This window comes from Bradyrhizobium sp. MOS003 (genome assembly GCF_003020125.1).
In the GTDB taxonomy this organism is placed as follows: Bacteria; Pseudomonadota; Alphaproteobacteria; order Rhizobiales; family Xanthobacteraceae; genus Bradyrhizobium.
On sequence record NZ_PYFW01000002.1, the window covers coordinates 504,762 to 523,733 of the forward strand.

Consider the following 18,972-nt stretch of genomic DNA (forward strand, 5'->3'; position numbering starts at 1 on the left):
CGCACTCTCCGTCATGACCGGGCTTGACGACGGCGCGTGTGATCGGCCCCTGCTCTCAATACAGCGGCGGGATCTGGCCGACCTTGACCGGGCCTAGCAGCACGGCGCCGTCAACGAATTTCAGCGGGAAGCTGCGCGCCTTCTTGCCTTCCAGCGTGCTCTCGGTACCGATCGAGTTGATGCCGGCAGCGACGCCGGCATTGGCGTTCTGCTTGATGACCTTGCCGAGACCGGGAACGGCGCGATCGAGCGCACCGAACAGATTGTTCAGGTCCTGCGACTTCACGCCGGGCGCGACGCGGTCGAGCGTGGCCTGCGGCACGCCCTCCTCCAGCATCTTCTCGATGCCGAGCGCCGGGATCACGCGTTCGAGGCCGGTCACCGTCATCTGCAATTCGCCGTCGAGCCGGCCGTTGGCCGAGAGGCCGAGCGTGCCGGCAGCGACCGCGATCATTTCGCCCTGCTGGATCCGCGACTGCACGATCTCGATGTGGCCGCCGGCGGCCTGGATCTCGCGGAAGCGCTGCGGCCAGGGCTTTGGCGTGAGGTCGGACAGGCCGGTGATCTTCGCGCGCGTGTCGGCCTCGAACGGCTCGGCGAGCAAGGGATGAACGCCCTGGATGCTGCCCTGCGCGACATGGAGCACGGTCTCGATCACAGGATGATCGGCTGGCGAGCCGTCCGCGAGGCGCCCGTGCAGCTCGACCTGCTTGGCGCGTGCGAGCGGCACCTGCACGCTGCCGTCGAGACGATTGAGACTTGGGTCATCGAACACGAGCGAGGCGCGGTCCGGGATGGCCGGCAGGCCGACCACGCTGCTCCGGCCCTTGCTCCAGTTCACCACGAAGGTGTTTTGCGTGACGCCATCGGTCAGCGTCGCGGGCGCGGAGAATTCGGCGATGACGAGCTTGGGATCGTAGACCTGGGCGACGACCAGGATGTTGTCGAGCTTGGCCGTGAACGGCGTCTTGCTCGCGTTCTGCGACACCAGCGAGACGCTGGCGCCGGAGCACTGGACCTCGAAGCGGAACGGGAAGCCGGCGATCGAGCGCTTGGCGCAGTCATAGATGCGGCCGGCCTTGGCCTCCTGCGCCCGCCAAGCGTCGGCGGCCACTTCGGCCTGCGAGGCCGCATAGAACCAGAAGCAGCTCCAGGCGACGGCAAGGATCAGGACGAGGACGGGGGCGATGAAAAGGCCCCAACGGGAGCGCCGGCCTGCGGAAACGGTCATATCGGACATGCGGCGACCCTTTGACCCCAGATGATGGCAAATGTAAGCGAGGTTCGGCTGCGACGAAAGGCGGAGAATCCGCTTCGCTTGGGAGCGCGGTTCTGGTAGCCGTGCCCGAAATGTCCGAAATCACCCTCCCCTCCGTCACCAAAGCCACGGGCGACCTCTGGGTGTTCGGCTATGGTTCGCTGATGTGGCGGCCGGGCTTCGAGTTCGAGGAACGCGTTCCGGCACGGCTGGTCGGCGAGCACCGCGCGCTCTGCGTCTATTCCTTCGTGCATCGCGGGACGCCGGAGAAACCGGGCCTGGTGCTCGGGCTCGACCGCGGCGGCGCCTGCCGCGGCATCGCCTTTCGCGTCGCTGAAAAGAACCGCGCCGACGTCGTCGCGTATTTGCGCGCGCGCGAGCAGGTCACCTCGGTCTATCGCGAGGTGATGCGCTCGGTCTGGCTGGAGAACGATGCGCGCCAGCGCGTCCCTGCGCTCGCCTATGTCGTCGACCGCGGCCATGTGCAATATGCCGGCCGCCTCTCGCTCGCCGAGCAGCACCGCCACGTCGTCCAGGGCCACGGCCAGTCCGGCGCCAACCGCGACTACGTCACCGCCACTGTGAAGGCGATCGAGGCCGAAGGCTTTCGCGATACGCAACTGCATCAGCTCGCGACCATGCTGCATGGCGATGCGCATTCGCTGCACGCGCCGGCTCCCGACGATCGAGACGGCCGCTAGCTCTCCGACGGCGCGTAACTCGGCGAGGCGCCGATCAATTGCTCCTGCTCCTTGCGGCCGGCCTCGACGAGGCGGCTGGTTGCCTCTTCGATCGCCGTTTGCACACGAGAGAGAAACTCGTCCTTCGGCAGGCCCGACGGCAGCGGATCGAGGAATTCCACCACGAGCGTGCCGGGATAGCGCATGAAGGTGCGGCGCGGCCAGAACAGGCCGGAGTTGAGCGCGATCGGCAGGCACGGCACGCCGCAGGACGAATAGATCTGCGCAAAGCCGGTCTTGTAGTCGGGCGGCGCGCCCGGCGCGCGGCGCGTGCCTTCCGGAAAGATCACGAGCTGTTTCCCACTGCGCACCGCCTCGCGCGCCCGCCGCGTCATGTCCAGCAGCGCCTTCACGCCGGCCTTGCGGTCGATCGCGATCATCCCGGTCTTGACCAGGAACTGACCGAACACCGGGATCTGCATGAGCTGACGCTTGAGGATGAAGATCGGACGATTGAAGAACCCGGGCAGCACGAACGTCTCCCAGAACGACTGGTGCTTCGCCGCGATCACCAGCGGCCCCTGCGGGATGTTCTCGACACCGCGGAATTCGACCTTGATGTTGCAGACCACGCGCATCAGGACCAGCGTCGCCTTCGCCCACCATTGCGCGACCGTCAGCATAGCGCGCGGCGGCAGCAGGAAGGTCGGCAGCGCCACGATCGCGAGGCACACCAGCACGGCGTAGAACAGCACGTTGAACACGAGCGAGCGCAGGAAAATCAGGAACATCGACGATCCGATTAATTTGCCGATCAATTGCCGGTCAATTGGCCTGTGCGGTGGCGGGCCGCCTCACTTGCTGACCTGCAGGCTGCTCCGACATCTCGGGCGAAAGGTCAATCCCGAAATCCTCCAGCCGCACCCTGAGCTCGGCCGCGATGTACTTGACATATTCCGACAGCAGCAGCCGCAAGGTGGACGCCGAGGTCCACCACGGCTCCTCGCGCCATTTGTCGCCGACCACCGCGAACGGGATCAGCGTCGTCTGTGGCATCGCGTGCGAGAATTCCACCAGCGCGCGCGGCATGTGATAGTTCGAGGTGACTACGATCAGCGACTTGAACCGGCGGCCCTCGGCCCAGCGCCGCGCCTCCGCCGCATTGCCGCGGGTCGAAAGCGCGGTGCGGTCGAGATCGACGCAACAGGTCATGAAGGACTGGTTCTCCGGCAGCGTTCGGGAGATGTCGCTTGCCGTCGATGTCGGATGCACGCCGGAGATCAGCAGCCGCCTGCCGTAGCCGGAAGCAAGCAGCTCCATCGCATCCGACACCCGCGAGGAACCGCCGGTCAGGACCACGATCCCGTCTGCCTTCCGGCTTGGGGCGATCTCGGCGCCGCGCAATTGCGACAGGAACGCGATGAAGCCCGCCGCAGCCCCGACAAAGGCGAACGCAATCGTCGACACCAATGCCGCGCGCAGCCAGCCGCGTGGCAGGTTCGGCGATCGATCGTCGGTCGGCGAGGTCATGTGATGTCAGTGAACCCTTCCCTGGGTTGATTTTAAAACGTTTTGAGGCGAAGTGGAGTCCGGTTTCTTCACCCTCTCCCCTTGTGGGAGAGGGTGGCTCGCCGCTTAGCGGCGAGACGAGTGAGGGGTTCTCTCCGCGAATGATCCTGTTGCACTGAGCACGCGGAGAGAACCCCTCATCCGGCGCTCCGCGCCACCTTCTCCCACAAGGGGAGAAGGAAGAAAATTGCACTCAATCCACATCATTCAGCGTCGCGAAAAGGGTCTGGCGTGAGGCCACCGCGGTGATCGCGCCAATCAGCACGGCCTGGACCACGAGCACGATGTAACCGGACGGCCGCAACGAGAAGGTGCCGAGCAGCGCGGCGAACTGGTCGCCGACGGGGGTACCGGAAAACCAGCCGGCGATCGACTCGGAGAAGCCGAACACCAGCATCGCGGCACCGCCGCCGATCACGCCGCCCTCCAGGCCCAGCCTGAGGAAATGGCGCAGGAAATGATTGGCGATGTAGCGGTCGCCGGCGCCGACGAAATGCAGCACCTCGACGATCGGACGGTTCGCCGCCATGGCGCCGCGGGTCGCGAACGAGACCGAGATGATGGTGGCGATAATGACCAGCGCAAGGATACCGAGGCCGGCGAGCACGGTGGCGTTTGTCATCGAGCGCATCCGCTCGATCCAGGCGCGATGATCATCGACGCTGGCACTTGGCGCGACTTGGCTCACGCGCGCGCGCAGGACGCCGAGATCGAGCGGCGTGCCGGGTTGCACGCGCGCGATGATCATGCGCGGCACCGGAAGATCGTCCATCGACAACCCGGTGCCGAGCCAGGGCTCGAGCAGCTTGCCGCTCTCCTCCTTGCTGAACGGCTTGACCTCGACGATTCCGGCTTGCGCGCGCATCGCTTCCGTCACCGCCGCTGTGTCGCGATCGAGATCGCGGCCGGCCTGCGGGCGAACCTGGATGGTGATCTCGCTCGAGACGTCCGACTGCCATTCCGCGGCGGAGGCACTCACCAGCAGCACCGTGCCCGTGGTCATCGACGCCAGGAAGGTCATGATGGCGACGACGGCGACCAGCGCGCGGCCCTGGATCGAGGCGCGCGGCACGATCGGCGACATGTTGCGCGCGTTGGCCGGAAGCTGCGGACGCTCCTGTCCGAGGTCGACCAACACGCCGCGCTCGTCGGTCCTATTCATAGACGTGCAACCGTCCCTGATGCAGCACGAGACGGCGGGCCTCGTACTGATCCATCAGGCCGATGTCGTGAGTCGCGATGATGACGGCGGTGCCGGATTTGTTGAGCTCGATGAAGAGCCGCAGCAGGCGGCGTCCGAGCGTCGGATCGACGCTGCCGGTCGGCTCGTCCGCGAGCAGCAGTTGCGGCCGCGAGATCACGGCGCGCGCGATCGCCGCGCGCTGCTTCTCACCGCCCGACAGGATCGGCGGCAGCGCGTCCATGCGCTCGCCAAGCCCGACCCAGCGCAACAGATCGATCACCTCCTTGCGATAGCTCGACTCGCTGCGGCCCATGACGCGGAACGGCAGCGCCACGTTCTCGTAGGTCGTCATGTGATCGAGCAGGCGGAAATCCTGCAGCACGATTCCGATGCGCTTGCGCAGATCGGCGATCTCGTCCTTGCCGAGCTGTGAGATGTCGTGGCCGAACAGATTGACGAGGCCCCGCGTCGGCCGGTGCGACAGGAACAAGAGGCGCAGCAGCGAAGTCTTGCCCGCACCGGAGGGGCCGGTGAGGAACTGGAACGAATGCGCCGGGATCTGGAAGCTGAGGTCGCGCAGGATCTCCGGCCCCAGACCGTAACGCAATCCGACATTTTCGAACCGAACCAAGTTCAGCTCCGTTCGAGAGGGGGCGCGGGTCGCATGGCTGCGCTCCGCCATACGCGATCAACGGGTTTTGCCGCCGTTATGGTTTCCGGTTCGTTAACGGTCGCCTTGTAGCATCCAGGGTGCCCGGTTCGGCGCGACTGGGTCATCGTCGAGGCTCGTCCATGCATATCGTCTGCCCCCATTGTATGACATCCTACGCCATCAAGCTCGCGAGCCTTGGGGCGAACGGACGGGCGGTCCGCTGTTCCCGCTGCAAGGAGACCTGGATCGCCCACGCCGAGGATGCCATCGAGGAGGCATCCGTCCCGGCCATGGCCACGGCCAGCCAGGCCGACGACCAGGCCGACCTTGCCGAGCAGTGGAACTCCTACGCCAAGGACGACGGCGCCACTGATGCACCTGTCGTCGACAGCCCGTCGATCGCCAGCGACTGGCCCGAGGAAGAGGCTCCCAGTGAAACCGAGGACGAGTGGTCGGCGGCGGCCCGGGAAGCCGAGGAGGAGGTCGTCGGCGCGCAGCACCAGTCCTGGTTCCGTAGCCTGTTCCCCCGCCGCGGCGCACGGGTCAGCCGTCCGGTCACCACCGCTGCGCCCAAAAAATCTTATTTCGGCCTGCCGACCGCCTGCGCCGCCATGGGCGCGCTGGTGCTGGCGCTGGTGATCTGGCGCGGCGACATGGTGCGGCTGCTGCCGCAGACCGCCGCCTTCTACAAGATGGTCGGGCTTGAGGTGAACCTGCGGGGCCTCACCTTCAGAGACGTGAAGCTGTCCAGCGAGACCGTGGACGGTAAGCAGGTGCTGGTGATCGAGGGCGTGATCGTCGGCGAGGGTAAGAAGCCGCTCGACATTCCACGGCTGCGCTTTGCCGTCCGCGACGGGCAAGGCGCGGAGATCTACGCCTGGAATACGGTGCTGGAGCAGACCGTGCTGCGGCCCGGCGAGCGCGCCGTCTTCCGCTCCCGCCTCGCCTCGCCGCCGCCGGAAGGCCGCAATATCGACGTTCGCTTCTTCAACCGGCGCGACATTGCCGGCGGCAGCGTATAATCGCGCCGCCCAGTGCCGCCCGGGAGCTGATCCGAAGGTTGATCCCATGCCGAAGATCCTGATCGCCGACGACGAGGATTCGATGCGCACGCTGGTGGCGCGCGCCATTGCCATGGACGGGCACGAAACGGTCACCGCGCAGGACGGCGCCGAAGCGCTCGAGATCCTGACCCGCGAGGACGGCGCGTTCGACCTGCTCCTCACCGACATCCAGATGCCCGTGATGGACGGCATCGCGCTGGCGCTCTCCGCCGCGCGCGATTTTCCTGATTTGACCATCCTGCTGATGACCGGCTTTGCCGACCAGCGCGAGCGCGCCTCGAACCTCAATGCGCTGGTGCACGACGTCGTGACGAAACCGTTCTCGATCGCCGATATCCGCACGGCGGTGGCGGACGCGCTGGCGGCGAAGAAGGGGTCGTAGGCGACACTAGCCACATGTACTGCTGTCAGCCCCGCGAAGGCGGGGCATCCAGTACGCCGCAGCCTATCGATAGAATCACGACTGTCTGGGAGTACTGGATCGCCCGATCAAGTCGGGCGATGACAGTGAGCCTGTGGCGTCCGACTCAAAAATCCTTCAGCAGCCGCTCGATGTAATCGAGCTCGATCTGCGGGCGCGAGCTGTCCCCTAAGCGGCGACGGAGCTCTTCGAGGATGCGGCGGACGCGCTGGGCGTCGATCTCGCCCGGGATCTTGACGGTGTAGTCGTCGCTGAGGTCGCGGCCGTGGAGCGGGCGGCCCAGCGGATCGGTCTGATTGCCGCCGCTTTGCTGACGGCCGGCCCGATTGCCGGGACCATCGCCCTGCCCGTCGCCATCGCCCTGCTGCATCGCCTCGGCCATTTTCTGCGCGCCCTTGCGCATGGCGTCGAGGGCCTTGCCTTGCGAATCCACGGCGCCATCGGCATTGCCGTCGCCGAGCTTCGAGCCGGCATCGCCCATGGCACCGTCGGCGTCGTCCAGGCTGCCGTCGTCATCTCCCTGATCGCCGTCCTGATCGCCGCTCTGGCCCGGATCGCCCTGCTGGCCTTTCTGACCCTGTTGACCCTGCTGACCCTTCTGGCCTTTTTGTCCCTTTTGCGCGAGGCCGCGCTTGGCGAGTTCGTCCTGCAGCTTCTTCAAGCGGTCACGCAGTGATTGCTGATCCTGCTGCAGGTCCGACATCGATTGGTCGCCCTGCTGCTTGCCGCGCGAGCGGTCACGCCGGGAATCCTGGCCCTGCTTGAAAGTCTTGTCGCGCAATTGCTGCTGCTTGCGGATCATGTCGCTGAGCTCGTTCAGCGCCTGCTCCATTTCGCTCTCGCCGGATTGCCCGGGCTGCGCCATCTGGAGATTTTCCATGATCTGCGCGAGCTGCTCGAGCAGGCGCTGGGCCGCCTCTTTATTGCCCTCGCGCGCCGCCTTCTCGATCTGCCGCAGGAGGTCATCGAGATCGCGCTGGGTAATGACGTTGCGATCACGGCTGGAGGATTGGCTCCGTTCCGTCGCCCGCTTGTACTCCTCGAGCTTCTGGATGGCGTCGGACTGGTTGCCCAGGCTCTTGCCGGATTCCTTCTGCCGGAGGCTGTCGCCGGACTCCTGCATCGCCTTTTCCGCGCTGTCGAGCAGCGCATCGGGATCCTGATCCAGCTGGGCAGCGGCCGGCCAAACGCCGCCCAACAGCAGGGCGAGGCAGGCGATCGACATCGCCTTCAAGACTGGCGCGCGTGCTAGCTTCCGCATTTCCGGTCCCGCGTGAACTGGTTGGTCTTGTCGTCTCCCGCCTTGTTGGCACGGCTGTTCGCCGACTTCCGATAGGCCTGAAGCTGCTCGCGCAACACGTCCTGCTGCTGCGCAAGATCCGCGAGCTGCTCGGGCGTCGCCTTCTGGGTCTTTTGTCGCAACTCGACTGCCTTGTCGAGGATGAGCTGGACCTCCGCGGGGAACGGCTGCCGGGCACCAAGTGGATTCTGCTCGGCGCGGCGGGCGAGATCACGCACCTTGCCGGCCATGGCCTCGCGCAGCTTCTGCGTCAGCACCCTGAGTTCGTCCTCGCTGGCGCCGCGTTCCAGCGCCGCCTTGAGCGCGTCCTGCGCCGAGCGCAGCGCCGCATTGACGCTGCCGGCGACACCGTCGTCCTCGATGGTGGTCGCGAAGGCCCACATGCTCGCCACCACGTTGCGCAGCGCATCGTCGGTACGGGCAGCCTCAAGCTGGGTCGAAAGACTCCGGAGGCCGAGATAGCAGCCGGCATCCGGCGTGAACAATTCGGGCGCGATCATCAGTGCGTCGAGCGCAGTGTAGACGTCCGAGTTCCTGTTGGCGTCGAGCGCGAGAATGCGGCGCTGCTCGATCAGCGCACGCGCAAGCGAGTTGGTGAACAGACGCTCGGGCAGGCGCATGTTGAAGGGTTCGCTCCTGGCCTCGTTGCCGGCCTCGTCCTTGGCGGTGAGCGTCAGCGTGACGTCGGCGCCGGCATAGGGGTCCTCGCTGAGGTCCTTCACCGTCTGGCCGACGCCGTTGCGGGTACGCGCGTTCGGCAGCACGAGCGGGAATTGCGGCGGCTGGAACAAGGGTCGCGGCGCAGCCTTGCCGTCGGAATCCTTGCTGGCGTCTTTGGCGTCAGCGGGGCGCAGGGCAATCTGCGCATCCGCGCCGGTGACGCCGTAATCGTCCTCGATCTTGTAGGAGAGCTGCAGCCCGCCGCGCGCCTGGCGCTCGGGATCCTTGGCGAGCGCGATCGTCGGCGCATGGTCCGGCGTGGCCGCAAAGGCCCATTGCGGCTGGCCGGAGGGCGCGCGGACATGCGCGGTGCCGTCAGCAGTGATGGTGAAATGCTTCTCGTTGGTGCCCTTGGGCGCGGCTTCCGCGGGGGCGGCCTCCTTGAGGCCGCCGGAGACGACGACATCCAGACTGCCGCCGGAGGAGCGCACGATCAGGGTCGAGCCTGCCGGAACGGCCAGCGGGCCGGAAGCCGGCAGCGCCGCGGCCTCCTTGTTGGCAGCCGAAAGGATGACCGGCGGCTTGCCAGTGTAGAGCGGCGGGGTAACCCAGGCATCGACGCGAACATCGGCCGGCGCCAGCACGCCGTTCCAGTCGAAAGCGGCCCCGAGCCGCATTCCGCGCTCGTCGCCGGCGGCGAAGAAGGTCGCAACCAGCATCACCATGACCAGCGCGCGCAGCGCCCAGGGATCATGCAGCGCCAGCCGCGGATGCGGCAGGCCGGCGCGGATGCGCTTGAGCGAGGCCAGCGTACGCTCGCGCTGCGCCTGCCACAGTGCCTGTGCGACCGGATCCTGCGAGGTCAGCGTGTCCGTCAGCGTCGTGGCCGGGCGGTGACGGATGCCGGAGCCACGATCGAGCCGGGCCAGCGCCTCCTCGCGGCTCGGCCAGCGGAAGCGAATCAAGGGAAACAGGACGGCAATTGCGATGCCGGCGAAAACGACGAGACCGACGGCACGGGCGACGAATGGCAGCGCCAACCAGAGTCCCGCCCAGGACACCACCAGGAACAGGCCGACAACGGTCAGAAGCCGCGCCAAATTCGGCCAGGCACGCTCCCACGCGATGGCATAAATGGCCCGATCGAGGGCCTGCGCCAGCTTCAGCCGCGACAGAGCGTCACTGTTGCGGATCGGGTCTGACGGGTCGGGGGTGACGCCGTTCAATCAACTCTCCAGGTTGCCCGGGAGAGAAGCCTATCACAACGGCAGCACTGAGGCATCCGTTCCGGTACGGGAGACACCCCTTTTCCCGCATAACACGAGGACGTGACTGGCCCCGCACAACCCCGTAATTTCCGCGCCGCCATCCGAGGGAGACGAGAGGAAACGCCATGGACAAGAAGATGCACGACAAGGGCCTGGAAGTCCGCAAAGCGGTGCTGGGCGAAGCCTATGTCAACAACGCCCTGAAGAACGTCGACGATTTCAACCGCCCGTTCCAGGAGATGCTGAACGAATATTGCTGGGGCACGGTGTGGGGCCGCGAGGAGCTGCCGCGCAAGACCCGCAGCATGCTCAACATCGCCATGATCGCGATCCTGAACCGCCAGCACGAGTTTCGCGCGCATCTGAAGGGCGCGCTGACCAACGGCGTGACCCGCGAGGAGATCCGCGAGATCCTGATGCAGGTCGCGATCTATGGCGGCATGCCCGCCGCAGTCGACAGTTTCCGCATCGCGCGCGAAGTGTTTGCGGAGATCGACGGCAAGGCGTGAGCGGGGCGGTCTCCTCCGTCATCCCGGGGCGCGCGAAGCGCGAGCCCGGGATCCATAACCACAGGAAGACGTGGTTAGCGGGACTCGGAGTGACCGCCTTCGCGCAACGACTTCTCCCTGGGGTTATGGATCCCGGCTCATCGCTTCGCGATGCCCCGGGACGACACCGCGGGTCGATCAAGCATCTCTCACAAGAATGAAGAAAAGAAGGAAACACCATGGACATCGGATTCATCGGCCTCGGAAACATGGGTTTCCCGATGGCGCGGCGGTTGATCGAGGCGGGACACAAGCTCGTCGTGTTCGACACGCGCAAGGAGGTCACGGACAAGCTCGTGGCGCTCGGCGCGACGGCGGCGACATCGCCGAAGGACGTTGCCGACAAGGTCGAGACCGTGATGGCGAGCCTGCCCTCGCTGCAGGCCTCGCTCGACGTCGCTACGGGAGCGAACGGCGTGATCGCGGGTAGCCGCGCAAAGCGCTTCATCGATCTCTCCACCGTCGGCTCGGCGATGGCCAAGAAGATTCACGGCCTGCTCGCCGAACGCAACATCGTGCAGATCGACTGCCCCGTCTCCGGCGGCGTCGGCGGCGCCGAGAAGGGCACGCTGGCGGTGATGGTTTCCGGACCGAAGGCGGACTTCGAGCTGCTCAAGCCGGCCCTCGACGTGATCGGAAAAGTGTTCTTCATCGGCGAGAAGCCTGGCGCGGCCCAGACCATGAAGCTTGCCAACAATTTCCTGTCGGCCACCGCGATCGTGGCGACGTCGGAAGCCGTGGTGATGGGCGTGAAAGCCGGGCTCGATCCCGCCGTGATGATCGACGTCATCAATGCCGGCTCGGGCATGAACACCGCGAGCCGCGACAAGTTTCCGCGCGCGGTGCTGCCGCGCAGCTTCGATTTCGGCTTCGCCACGGGGCTGATGGTGAAGGACGTGCGGCTGGCGCTGGAGGAGATGAAGCAGCTCGGCCTGTCGATGGAGGTCGCCGACGCGGTCGGACGGCTGTGGGAGACCGTGATAGCTGCGGAAGGCGCCGAGTCCGATTTCACCGCGGCGATCAAGCCGATCGAGAAGAAGGCGGGCGTGGTGGTGGAAGGAACGAAGGCCGGATTGGCGGGGAAGTAGCCGCCCCGCACGCTGCTCGTCGTCCCGGGGCGCGCGCAGCGCGAGCCCGGGACCCATAGCCACAGCAAGATGTGGGACGAAGACTCGGAGTTGCCAGCTTCGTGCGACAACTACTTCCTGGGGTTATGGGTCCCCGCCTTCGCGGGGACGACACCCAAATTGTTGAACCGCCTTACCGCCCTCTCACGCACTCACAGCCACGGTGCAGGCTTATCCATCGCAATGAGCTGCTCGACCTCGATACGCGGGCGCACGACGGCGTACTGGTCGTCCTTCACCAGCACCTCCGGCACCAGCGCTCGCGTATTGTAGGTCCCGGCCTGCACCGCGCCGTAGGCGCCCGCAGTCATGATGGCGATGAGATCGCCGGGCGCAGGCGTCGGCAGCGTGCGGTCGAGCGCGAGATAGTCGCCGGTCTCGCAGACCGGGCCGACGACATCGGCCCGGATTGTCGCGGCGTCCCTGGCGGGTTGTTTCACCGGCAGGATGTCGTGATGCGCCTCGTACAGGGTCGGGCGGATCAAATCGTTCATCGCCGCGTCGATGATCACGAAGTTCTTGCCGTCGCCGTGCTTCACATAGATCACCCTGGCGACCAGGATGCCGGCATTGCCGACGATCATGCGGCCCGGCTCGAACATCAGCGTGCAGCCGAGATTGTGGCTGACGCGCTTGACCATGGCGGCATAGGCGGCCGGTGCCGGCGGCGCCTCGCGGTCCATGTAATAGGGGATGCCGAGGCCGCCGCCGAAATCGACATGACGGATATCGTGGCCGTCGGCGCGCAGCGTCTGCACGAACTCGGAGAGGATGCGGAACGCCGTCTCCATGCCGGAAAGGTCGGTGATCTGGCTGCCGATATGCACATCGGTGCCGGTTACCTCGATGCCCGGCAACTTCGCGGCGCGGGCATAGACCTCGCGGGCATGCACGATCGGGATGCCGAACTTGTTCTCGGACTTGCCGGTCGAGATCTTGGCGTGGGTGCCGGCGTCGACATCAGGATTGACGCGCAACGAGATCCGCGCGGTCTTGCCGGTCTCGGTGGCCAGGCGCGACAGCAGTTCGAGCTCCGGCTCGGATTCGACGTTGAGACAGAGGATGTCGGCGGAGAGCGCCGCGCGCAGCTCTGCTTCCGTCTTGCCGACGCCGGAAAAGACGATCTTGCTGGCGGGAATGCCGGCCGCCAGCGCGCGCTTCAACTCACCGCCGGAGACCACGTCAGCACCGGCGCCGAGCTTGGCCAGCGTGCGCAGCACCGACTGGTTGGAATTCGCCTTCATGGCGTAGCACACCAGCACCTTCTCGCCGGCGAAGGCCTCGGTGAAGACGCGATAGTGCCGCTCCAGCGTCGCGGTCGAATAGCAATAGAACGGCGTGCCGACGGTCGCGGCCAGCTCGGACAAATTCACCGCCTCGGCGTGCAGCACGCCGTTGCGATAGTCGAAATGATTCATGGCGCAGGCTCGGTTGTCCCGGCTTATCTCTTGCCGGGAGGTTCGTCCAAGAGCGGATCGAGAATGAACGGTTTCTTGCTGCCCCTGGCCGCCGCGGGCGCGGCATCCGCACCTGATGAGGTGGGATTGAACATGCTCGACGACTTCTGGGCTGCGGTCTCGGTGTCGGTTGGAGCTGCGACATTGGCCGTGGACGCGCTGGAGGCCGTCGGCGGCAGATCCAGTGGGCCCTTGCGGCCGCAGCCGGCCAGCGCAAGCGCCGTCAGGCTCAAGACAATGATGGCCCACCCCGAGCTGGCCGGGCGAAACTTTGACGTCACGACGAAATCCCCACTACGCGGGCCGCACCATACAGAGATTGGCGCTCGCTGGCGAGAGCCGGATGACCATGAAACATAAGCGAAATTTTGCCCTCAGCCCAATTTTCGCTCTTTTTCCAGCCGCTTCGCCCAAGCCTTCGCCTGCGACGCCACGTTCTTCGGCGCGGTGCCGCCGAAGCTCGTCCGGCTCTTCACCGACGATTCGACCGAGAGCACGCCGAGCACGTCCTTGGTGATTTTTGGTTCGATTGCCTGCATCTCCTTGAGCGGTAGCTCGTGCAGCGCGACGCCGCCCTCGGCAGCCTTGGCGACGATGCGGCCGGTGACGTGATGGGCCTCGCGGAACGGCATTTTCAGGGTGCGCACCAGCCAGTCGGCGAGGTCGGTCGCGGTGGCATAGCCCTCTCCCGCAGCCGCCTTCATCCGGGCCTCGTCGGGCTCGAGGTCGCGGACCATGCCGGTCATGGCGCGGATCGCCAGCGACAGCGCAGCGAAGCCCTCCATGGCGCCCTGCTTGTCCTCCTGCATGTCCTTTTGATAGGCGAGCGGCAGGCCTTTCATCACGATCAGGAGACCATTAAGTGCGCCGATGATGCGGCCGGTCTTGGCGCGCACCAGCTCGGCGGCATCCGGATTGCGCTTCTGCGGCATGATCGAGGATCCCGTGGTGAACTTGTCGCTGAGCCGGATCAGGCCGACCAGCGGCGAGGTCCAGATCACGATCTCCTCGGCAAAGCGCGACATGTGCACGGCGCAGATCGAGGCCGCCGACAGCGTCTCCAGCACGAAGTCGCGGTCGGAGACGGCGTCGAGCGAGTTGGCCATCGGGCGGTCGAAGCCGAGCGCCTTGGCGGTGGCGTGGCGGTCGATCGGGAACGAGGTGCCGGCGAGCGCGGCGGCGCCGAGCGGGGATTCGTTCAGCCGCTTGCGCGCGTCCTGGAAGCGGCCGCGGTCGCGCGCGGCCATCTCGACATAGGCGAGCAGATGATGGCCGAAGGTCACGGGCTGCGCGGTCTGCAGGTGGGTGAAGCCCGGCATCACGGTTGCGGCATGCTCCAGCGCGCGATTGACCAGCGCGGCCTGGAACGCGGCCAGCGCCGCGTCGGTCTCGTCGAGGACATCACGGACATAGAGACGGAAATCGGTCGCGACCTGGTCGTTGCGCGAGCGCGCGGTGTGCAGGCGGCCGGCGGCGGGGCCTATCAGCTCGGTCAAGCGGCTCTCGACATTCATGTGAATGTCCTCGAGTGCGCGCTTGAACTCGAAGCCGCCCTTGCCGATCTCTGACAAAATCGTGTCTAGACCCTTGCCGATATTTTTCGCATCAGAGCCCGTGATGATGCCCTGGCTGGCAAGCATCGCAGCGTGGGCCTTGGACGCGGCAATGTCCTGGGCGAACAGGTGACGATCGACGTCGATGGAGACGTTGATCTCTTCCATGATCTGGTCGGGACGTTCCGAGAACCGGCCGCCCCACATCTTGTTGCTCATGATCCCCTGCTCACGCCTTGATTTGCCGCACGTTTGCCGGCCGCCGTCAGCCGTACTAAGAGGCCCCTGATAGCCATATCTGCGACCGGATGACAAACGATATGCTCGACAAGAAGCCCTCCGCCACGCGCCGGGTCCCCCTCGTCATCGCCACGGTGGCGATAGGAGGGCTGGCCGGCTTCGCCGCGCTGTACTTGCTGGGCCTGAGCCGTTCGCCGTCGGGCGATCCGACCTGCAAGCCGGCGGTGGCGACGGCGCAAAAGATCGCCCCCCTCGCCCACGGCGAGCTGGCGGCGCTGACCATGGCGAGCGCGCCCCTCAAGCTGCCCGACCTCACCTTCGAGGATTCCGACGGCAAGCCGAAAAAGCTGTCCGATTTCCGCGGCAAGACGCTGCTGGTGAACCTCTGGGCCACCTGGTGCGTGCCGTGCCGGAAGGAAATGCCGGCGCTGGACGAGCTCCAGGGCAAGCTGTCGGGCCCGAACTTCGAGGTGGTGGCGATCAATATCGACACCCGCGACCCGGAGAAGCCGAAGACCTTCCTGAAAGAGGCCAATCTGACCAGGCTCGGCTACTTCAACGATCAGAAAGCCAAGGTTTTCCAGGATCTTAAGGCGACAGGCCGAGCCTTGGGCATGCCGACCTCGGTGCTGGTCGATCCGCAAGGCTGTGAGATCGCGACGATCGCGGGGCCGGCGGAATGGGCGAGCGAGGACGCGCTCAAGCTGATCCGGGCCGCGACGGGCAAAGCCGCCGCAGCGCTTTAGAAGTTCAGGCCGTCACGTTGAGATTGCCGCCGACGCCGGCACCGACATTGGCGAGCGAGGGCTGACCGGCACCCATCAGCGTCAGGACGGTGGATTTCTCCATATCCGCGTTCTGTTTGGCCAGCGTCGCCGAGATGTTCGACTGCAGCGCGCCTTGCTGAGCGGCCAGCATGGTGCTGACCATTGCCATCATGTCCATTACGTGAACCCTTTTACAGGGCGCAGCCTAGGGCGGATGGGTTAACGCGACATGAATTGTCACGGGTGCGGAGGCACGTAGATTAAGCGCTGCCCGTGTCCCGGACGCGGCGCGGCACGCAGTGACGCACCGCTAACGCGCTGCACTGTGTCCGGGGCACGAGAGAGACTTACCTCGTCGGAACCGGCTTGGCGCCGCGGTAGTCGTAGAACCCGCGCTGGGTCTTGCGACCGAGCCACCCGGCCTCGACGTATTTCACCAGCAGCGGACACGGGCGGTATTTGGAATCGGCAAGCCCCTCATGCAGCACCTGCATGATCGAGAGGCAGGTATCGAGGCCGATGAAATCGGCGAGCTCCAGCGGGCCCATCGGATGGTGGGCGCCGAGCTTCATCGCCGCGTCGATCGCCTCGACATTGCCGACGCCTTCATACAGCGTGTAGATCGCCTCGTTGATCATCGGCAGCAGGATGCGGTTGACGATGAAGGCCGGAAAATCCTCGGAGACCGCGACCTGCTTGCCGAGCTTGGCGACGAATTCCTTGGATGCCTCGAAGGTGGCGTCATCCGTGGCGATGCCGCGGATCAGCTCCACCAGCTCCATCAGCGGCACCGGATTCATGAAGTGGATGCCGATGAAGCGCTCGGGCCGGTCGGTGGCGGCGGCGAGCCGGGTGATCGAGATCGAGGACGTGTCGGAGGCGACGATCGCCTCGGGCTTCAACACCGCGCAGAGCTCGTGGAAGATCTTGCGCTTGACCTCTTCCTTCTCGATCGCAGTCTCGATCACGAGATCGCAGTCGGCGAGACCGTCGAGCTTCTCGGCGAGCGAAATACGGGCGATCGCCTTGGCCTTGTCGTCCTCGGTGACGCCCTTCTTGGAGACCTGGCGCGCCAGATTGCCATTGATGGTGGCCATGCCCGACTTGAGACGGTCGGACGAGACGTCGTTGAGCACCACGTCGAAGCCGGCCAGCGCCGCGACATGCGCGATGCCGTTGCCCATCTGCCCCGCGCCGATCACGCCGACCTTCTTGATCACTGCCGCCATAATGTCATCCACCGGAACGGCGCGCGACACGCGCGCCTGCCTATCCCCCGAGCCGGGAGGTCTGATTTGATCAGAAGCTTGATTTAATCAGAACCCGGGCTCGAAACCTAGATTGGATCGCCTCCCCGGCGTGCCCCACGCCAAAGAAAACGCCTCAGAAATGAAACACCGGCCGGAGTTTATCCCTCCGGCCGGTGTTTTCGACGTGTTTTACTTGCCGAGCTTGCCGAGTTCGGCCGTCAGCTCCGGAACCGCCTGGTAGAGATCGGCGACCAGGCCGTAATCGGCAACCTGGAAGATCGGCGCGTCCTCGTCCTTGTTGATCGCGACGATCACCTTGGAGTCCTTCATGCCGGCCAGATGCTGGATCGCGCCGGAAATGCCGATGGCGACATAGAGCTCGGGGGCCACCACCTTGCCGGTCTGGCCGACCTGCCAGTCGTTCGGCGCATAGCCGGCGTCCACCGCCGCGCGCGAGGCACCGACACCGGCCCCAAGCTTGTCAGCGAGCGGCTCGATGTACTTGGCAAAATTCTCGCGGCTCTGCATGGCGCGGCCACCGGAGACGATGATCTTGGCCGAGGTCAGCTCGGGACGGTCGCTCTTGGCGACCTCCTCGCCGATGAAGGACGACAGGGCCGGATCGGCCGCCGCCGCGACGGTCTCGACCGGTGCGCTGCCACCCTCGCCGGCTGCGGCGAAGGTGGAGGTGCGGACCGTGATGACCTTCTTGGCGTCCTTCGACTTCACCGTCTGGATGGCGTTGCCGGCATAGATCGGACGCTCATAGGTGTCGGGGGCGACAACCTTGATGATCTCCGAAACCTGCATGACGTCGAGCAGGGCGGCCACGCGCGGCATCACGTTTTTGAAGCGCGAGGTCGCGGGCGCGACGATCGCATCGTAGCCCGAGGCCAGCGAGACGATCAGCGCGGCCAGCGGCTCGGCGAGATCGTGTGCGTAAAGGTCGCCTTCGGCGACCAGCACCTTGGCGACACCAGCGAGCTTCGCGGCCGCCTCGGCCGCAGCCTTGGTGCCCTGCCCGCCGCCCGCGACCAGCACGTGGACGTCGCCGCCGAGCTGCGAAGCCGCAGTGAGCGCCTTGTTGGTGGAGTCCTTGAGGACGTCGTGTTCGTGTTCGGCAATCAGCAGCGTCGTCATCAGAGCACCCCGGCTTCGTTCTTGAGTTTCGACACCAGCTCGGCGACGTCCTTGACCTTGACGCCCGCCTTGCGGCCGGCCGGCTCCGTCGTCTTGACGATTTCGAGACGCGGAGCGACGTCGACGCCGTAATCGGCGACGGCCTTCTCGGCGATCGGCTTCTTCTTGGCCTTCATGATGTTCGGCAGCGAGGCATAGCGCGGCTCGTTGAGACGCAGATCGGTGGTGACGATCGTTGGTCCCTTCAATTTCACGGTCTGCAGGCCGCCATCGACTTCGCGGGTGACCTTGAAGTCAGAACCTTCGACCTCGAGCTTCGAGGCAAACGTCGCCTGCGACCAGCCGAGCAGCGCGGCCAGCATCTGGCCGGTCTGATTGCTGTCGTCGTCGATCGCCTGCTTGCCGAGAATGATCAGGCCGGGCTGCTCTTCGTCCGCAACCTTCTTCAGGATCTTGGCGACCGCGAGCGGCTCGACCGCGCCGTCCGCTTTCACCAGGATGCCGCGATCGGCGCCCATGGCAAGACCCGTGCGGATCGTCTCCGACGCCTGCGCGGGTCCAATGGAGACCACCACGACTTCAGTCGCCTTGCCGGCTTCCTTCAGGCGCAGCGCTTCCTCGACCGCGATCTCGTCGAACGGGTTCATCGACATCTTGACGTTGGCGAGTTCAACGCCCGATCCATCGCTCTTGACGCGGACCTTGACGTTGTAATCGACCACCCGCTTTACCGGCACAAGAACCTTCATCGATCCTCTTTCACTCAATTTGGGAGGGGGGTTATCAACTGGCGCGGAACCTAAAGGCCTGATCTGCCCCGGTCAACGCGCGAACG

General features: G+C 65.7%; 20 protein-coding genes. 6 read left to right on the forward strand and 14 right to left on the reverse strand.

What is annotated here, in order from left to right; all coding sequences use genetic code 11:
- Positions 1-55 precede the first annotated feature (55 nt).
- Positions 56-1,240: a DUF2125 domain-containing protein gene (locus C7G42_RS12850; protein ID WP_106949324.1), complete on the reverse strand. Its 1,185-nt coding sequence runs from the start codon at positions 1,238-1,240 to the stop codon at positions 56-58.
- A 110-nt stretch (positions 1,241-1,350) separates the two neighbouring features.
- Here C7G42_RS12850 and C7G42_RS12855 point away from each other — a divergent pair, with 110 nt between their 5' ends.
- Positions 1,351-1,959, forward strand: coding sequence for a gamma-glutamylcyclotransferase (locus C7G42_RS12855; protein ID WP_199580873.1), 609 nt, complete (start codon positions 1,351-1,353; stop codon positions 1,957-1,959).
- On the opposite strand, the gene C7G42_RS12860 is transcribed toward C7G42_RS12855, so the two are convergent.
- From C7G42_RS12860 to ftsE, 4 genes are all read right to left on the reverse strand, one after another.
- A complete protein-coding gene (locus tag C7G42_RS12860; RefSeq protein ID WP_106949326.1) occupies positions 1,956-2,729 on the reverse strand; it encodes a lysophospholipid acyltransferase family protein in 774 nt (257 codons plus the stop codon). The two genes, C7G42_RS12855 and C7G42_RS12860, sit on opposite strands and share 4 nt — an antisense overlap.
- Before the next feature lie 34 nt (positions 2,730-2,763).
- On the reverse strand, positions 2,764-3,468 hold the full coding sequence (locus tag C7G42_RS12865; RefSeq protein ID WP_106949327.1) for a YdcF family protein: 705 nt from the start codon (positions 3,466-3,468) through the stop codon (positions 2,764-2,766).
- A 232-nt stretch (positions 3,469-3,700) separates the two neighbouring features.
- Positions 3,701-4,669 carry a cell division protein FtsX gene (locus C7G42_RS12870; protein WP_106949328.1) on the reverse strand — a complete coding sequence of 323 codons (969 nt, stop codon included), beginning with the start codon at positions 4,667-4,669 and terminating at the stop codon, positions 3,701-3,703.
- Positions 4,662-5,321, reverse strand: a complete 660-nt coding sequence (gene ftsE / locus C7G42_RS12875) for a cell division ATP-binding protein FtsE (RefSeq protein WP_063694655.1) — start codon at positions 5,319-5,321, stop codon at positions 4,662-4,664. Before ftsE ends, C7G42_RS12870 begins: the two co-directional genes overlap by 8 nt.
- Before the next feature lie 161 nt (positions 5,322-5,482).
- Between ftsE and C7G42_RS12880 the strand changes: the two genes are divergently transcribed.
- Positions 5,483-6,364, forward strand: a complete 882-nt coding sequence (locus C7G42_RS12880) for an MJ0042-type zinc finger domain-containing protein (protein WP_106949329.1) — start codon at positions 5,483-5,485, stop codon at positions 6,362-6,364.
- Positions 6,365-6,410: 46 nt separating this feature from the next.
- Positions 6,411-6,788, forward strand: coding sequence for a response regulator (locus C7G42_RS12885; protein WP_106949330.1), 378 nt, complete (start codon positions 6,411-6,413; stop codon positions 6,786-6,788).
- A 145-nt stretch (positions 6,789-6,933) separates the two neighbouring features.
- Here the strand turns inward: C7G42_RS12885 and C7G42_RS12890 are convergent, their stop codons facing one another.
- Complete coding sequence (locus C7G42_RS12890; RefSeq protein WP_106949331.1) at positions 6,934-8,088, reverse strand: DUF4175 family protein; 1,155 nt, start codon at positions 8,086-8,088, stop codon at positions 6,934-6,936.
- Complete coding sequence (locus C7G42_RS12895) at positions 8,076-10,013, reverse strand: TIGR02302 family protein (protein WP_106949332.1); 1,938 nt, start codon at positions 10,011-10,013, stop codon at positions 8,076-8,078. Before C7G42_RS12895 ends, C7G42_RS12890 begins: the two co-directional genes overlap by 13 nt.
- Positions 10,014-10,180: 167 nt before the next feature.
- On the opposite strand from C7G42_RS12895, the gene C7G42_RS12900 reads away from it, so the two are divergent.
- On the forward strand, positions 10,181-10,564 hold the full coding sequence (locus C7G42_RS12900) for a carboxymuconolactone decarboxylase family protein (protein ID WP_028134137.1): 384 nt from the start codon (positions 10,181-10,183) through the stop codon (positions 10,562-10,564).
- Between the two features lie 218 nt (positions 10,565-10,782).
- Positions 10,783-11,691, forward strand: coding sequence for an NAD(P)-dependent oxidoreductase (locus C7G42_RS12905; protein ID WP_106949333.1), 909 nt, complete (start codon positions 10,783-10,785; stop codon positions 11,689-11,691).
- A gap of 191 nt (positions 11,692-11,882) precedes the next feature.
- Here the strand turns inward: C7G42_RS12905 and lysA are convergent, their stop codons facing one another.
- From lysA to argH, 3 genes are all read right to left on the reverse strand, one after another.
- Positions 11,883-13,148: a diaminopimelate decarboxylase gene (gene lysA, locus C7G42_RS12910; RefSeq protein ID WP_106949334.1), complete on the reverse strand. Its 1,266-nt coding sequence runs from the start codon at positions 13,146-13,148 to the stop codon at positions 11,883-11,885.
- 23 nt (positions 13,149-13,171) lie between these two features.
- Positions 13,172-13,468, reverse strand: coding sequence for an LPS translocon maturation chaperone LptM (gene lptM, locus C7G42_RS12915; RefSeq protein WP_106949335.1), 297 nt, complete (start codon positions 13,466-13,468; stop codon positions 13,172-13,174).
- Between the two features lie 93 nt (positions 13,469-13,561).
- Positions 13,562-14,959 carry an argininosuccinate lyase gene (argH, locus tag C7G42_RS12920; protein ID WP_106949336.1) on the reverse strand — a complete coding sequence of 466 codons (1,398 nt, stop codon included), beginning with the start codon at positions 14,957-14,959 and terminating at the stop codon, positions 13,562-13,564.
- Positions 14,960-15,060: 101 nt separating this feature from the next.
- Here argH and tlpA point away from each other — a divergent pair, with 101 nt between their 5' ends.
- A complete protein-coding gene (tlpA, locus tag C7G42_RS12925) occupies positions 15,061-15,726 on the forward strand; it encodes a thiol:disulfide interchange protein TlpA (RefSeq protein WP_106949337.1) in 666 nt (221 codons plus the stop codon).
- 4 nt (positions 15,727-15,730) lie between these two features.
- Here the strand turns inward: tlpA and C7G42_RS12930 are convergent, their stop codons facing one another.
- From C7G42_RS12930 to C7G42_RS12945, 4 genes are all read right to left on the reverse strand, one after another.
- Positions 15,731-15,925, reverse strand: a complete 195-nt coding sequence (locus tag C7G42_RS12930) for a hypothetical protein (RefSeq protein ID WP_094973271.1) — start codon at positions 15,923-15,925, stop codon at positions 15,731-15,733.
- A 169-nt stretch (positions 15,926-16,094) separates the two neighbouring features.
- Positions 16,095-16,976, reverse strand: a complete 882-nt coding sequence (locus tag C7G42_RS12935; protein ID WP_106949338.1) for a 3-hydroxybutyryl-CoA dehydrogenase — start codon at positions 16,974-16,976, stop codon at positions 16,095-16,097.
- A gap of 210 nt (positions 16,977-17,186) precedes the next feature.
- A complete protein-coding gene (locus C7G42_RS12940; RefSeq protein WP_106949339.1) occupies positions 17,187-18,137 on the reverse strand; it encodes an electron transfer flavoprotein subunit alpha/FixB family protein in 951 nt (316 codons plus the stop codon).
- Positions 18,137-18,886, reverse strand: coding sequence for an electron transfer flavoprotein subunit beta/FixA family protein (locus tag C7G42_RS12945; protein WP_106949340.1), 750 nt, complete (start codon positions 18,884-18,886; stop codon positions 18,137-18,139). The genes C7G42_RS12940 and C7G42_RS12945 overlap by 1 nt, the downstream gene beginning before the upstream one ends.
- Positions 18,887-18,972 lie beyond the last annotated feature (86 nt).

Bases quoted from the DNA above. Each gene is read 5' to 3' on its own strand.
- C7G42_RS12850 (WP_106949324.1), bottom strand. From the start codon at position 1,240: ATGTCCGATATGACCGTTTCCGCAGGCCGGCGCTCCCGTTGGGGCCTT.
- C7G42_RS12855 (WP_199580873.1), top strand. From the start codon at position 1,351: ATGTCCGAAATCACCCTCCCCTCCGTCACCAAAGCCACGGGCGACCTC.
- C7G42_RS12860 (WP_106949326.1), bottom strand. From the start codon at position 2,729: ATGTTCCTGATTTTCCTGCGCTCGCTCGTGTTCAACGTGCTGTTCTAC.
- C7G42_RS12865 (WP_106949327.1), bottom strand. From the start codon at position 3,468: ATGACCTCGCCGACCGACGATCGATCGCCGAACCTGCCACGCGGCTGG.
- C7G42_RS12870 (WP_106949328.1), bottom strand. From the start codon at position 4,669: ATGAATAGGACCGACGAGCGCGGCGTGTTGGTCGACCTCGGACAGGAG.
- C7G42_RS12880 (WP_106949329.1), top strand. From the start codon at position 5,483: ATGCATATCGTCTGCCCCCATTGTATGACATCCTACGCCATCAAGCTC.
- C7G42_RS12885 (WP_106949330.1), top strand. From the start codon at position 6,411: ATGCCGAAGATCCTGATCGCCGACGACGAGGATTCGATGCGCACGCTG.
- C7G42_RS12890 (WP_106949331.1), bottom strand. From the start codon at position 8,088: ATGCGGAAGCTAGCACGCGCGCCAGTCTTGAAGGCGATGTCGATCGCC.
- C7G42_RS12900 (WP_028134137.1), top strand. From the start codon at position 10,181: ATGGACAAGAAGATGCACGACAAGGGCCTGGAAGTCCGCAAAGCGGTG.
- C7G42_RS12905 (WP_106949333.1), top strand. From the start codon at position 10,783: ATGGACATCGGATTCATCGGCCTCGGAAACATGGGTTTCCCGATGGCG.
- lysA (WP_106949334.1), bottom strand. From the start codon at position 13,148: ATGAATCATTTCGACTATCGCAACGGCGTGCTGCACGCCGAGGCGGTG.
- argH (WP_106949336.1), bottom strand. From the start codon at position 14,959: ATGAGCAACAAGATGTGGGGCGGCCGGTTCTCGGAACGTCCCGACCAG.
- tlpA (WP_106949337.1), top strand. From the start codon at position 15,061: ATGCTCGACAAGAAGCCCTCCGCCACGCGCCGGGTCCCCCTCGTCATC.
- C7G42_RS12930 (WP_094973271.1), bottom strand. From the start codon at position 15,925: ATGGACATGATGGCAATGGTCAGCACCATGCTGGCCGCTCAGCAAGGC.
- C7G42_RS12935 (WP_106949338.1), bottom strand. From the start codon at position 16,976: ATGGCGGCAGTGATCAAGAAGGTCGGCGTGATCGGCGCGGGGCAGATG.
- C7G42_RS12940 (WP_106949339.1), bottom strand. From the start codon at position 18,137: ATGACGACGCTGCTGATTGCCGAACACGAACACGACGTCCTCAAGGAC.
- C7G42_RS12945 (WP_106949340.1), bottom strand. From the start codon at position 18,886: ATGAAGGTTCTTGTGCCGGTAAAGCGGGTGGTCGATTACAACGTCAAG.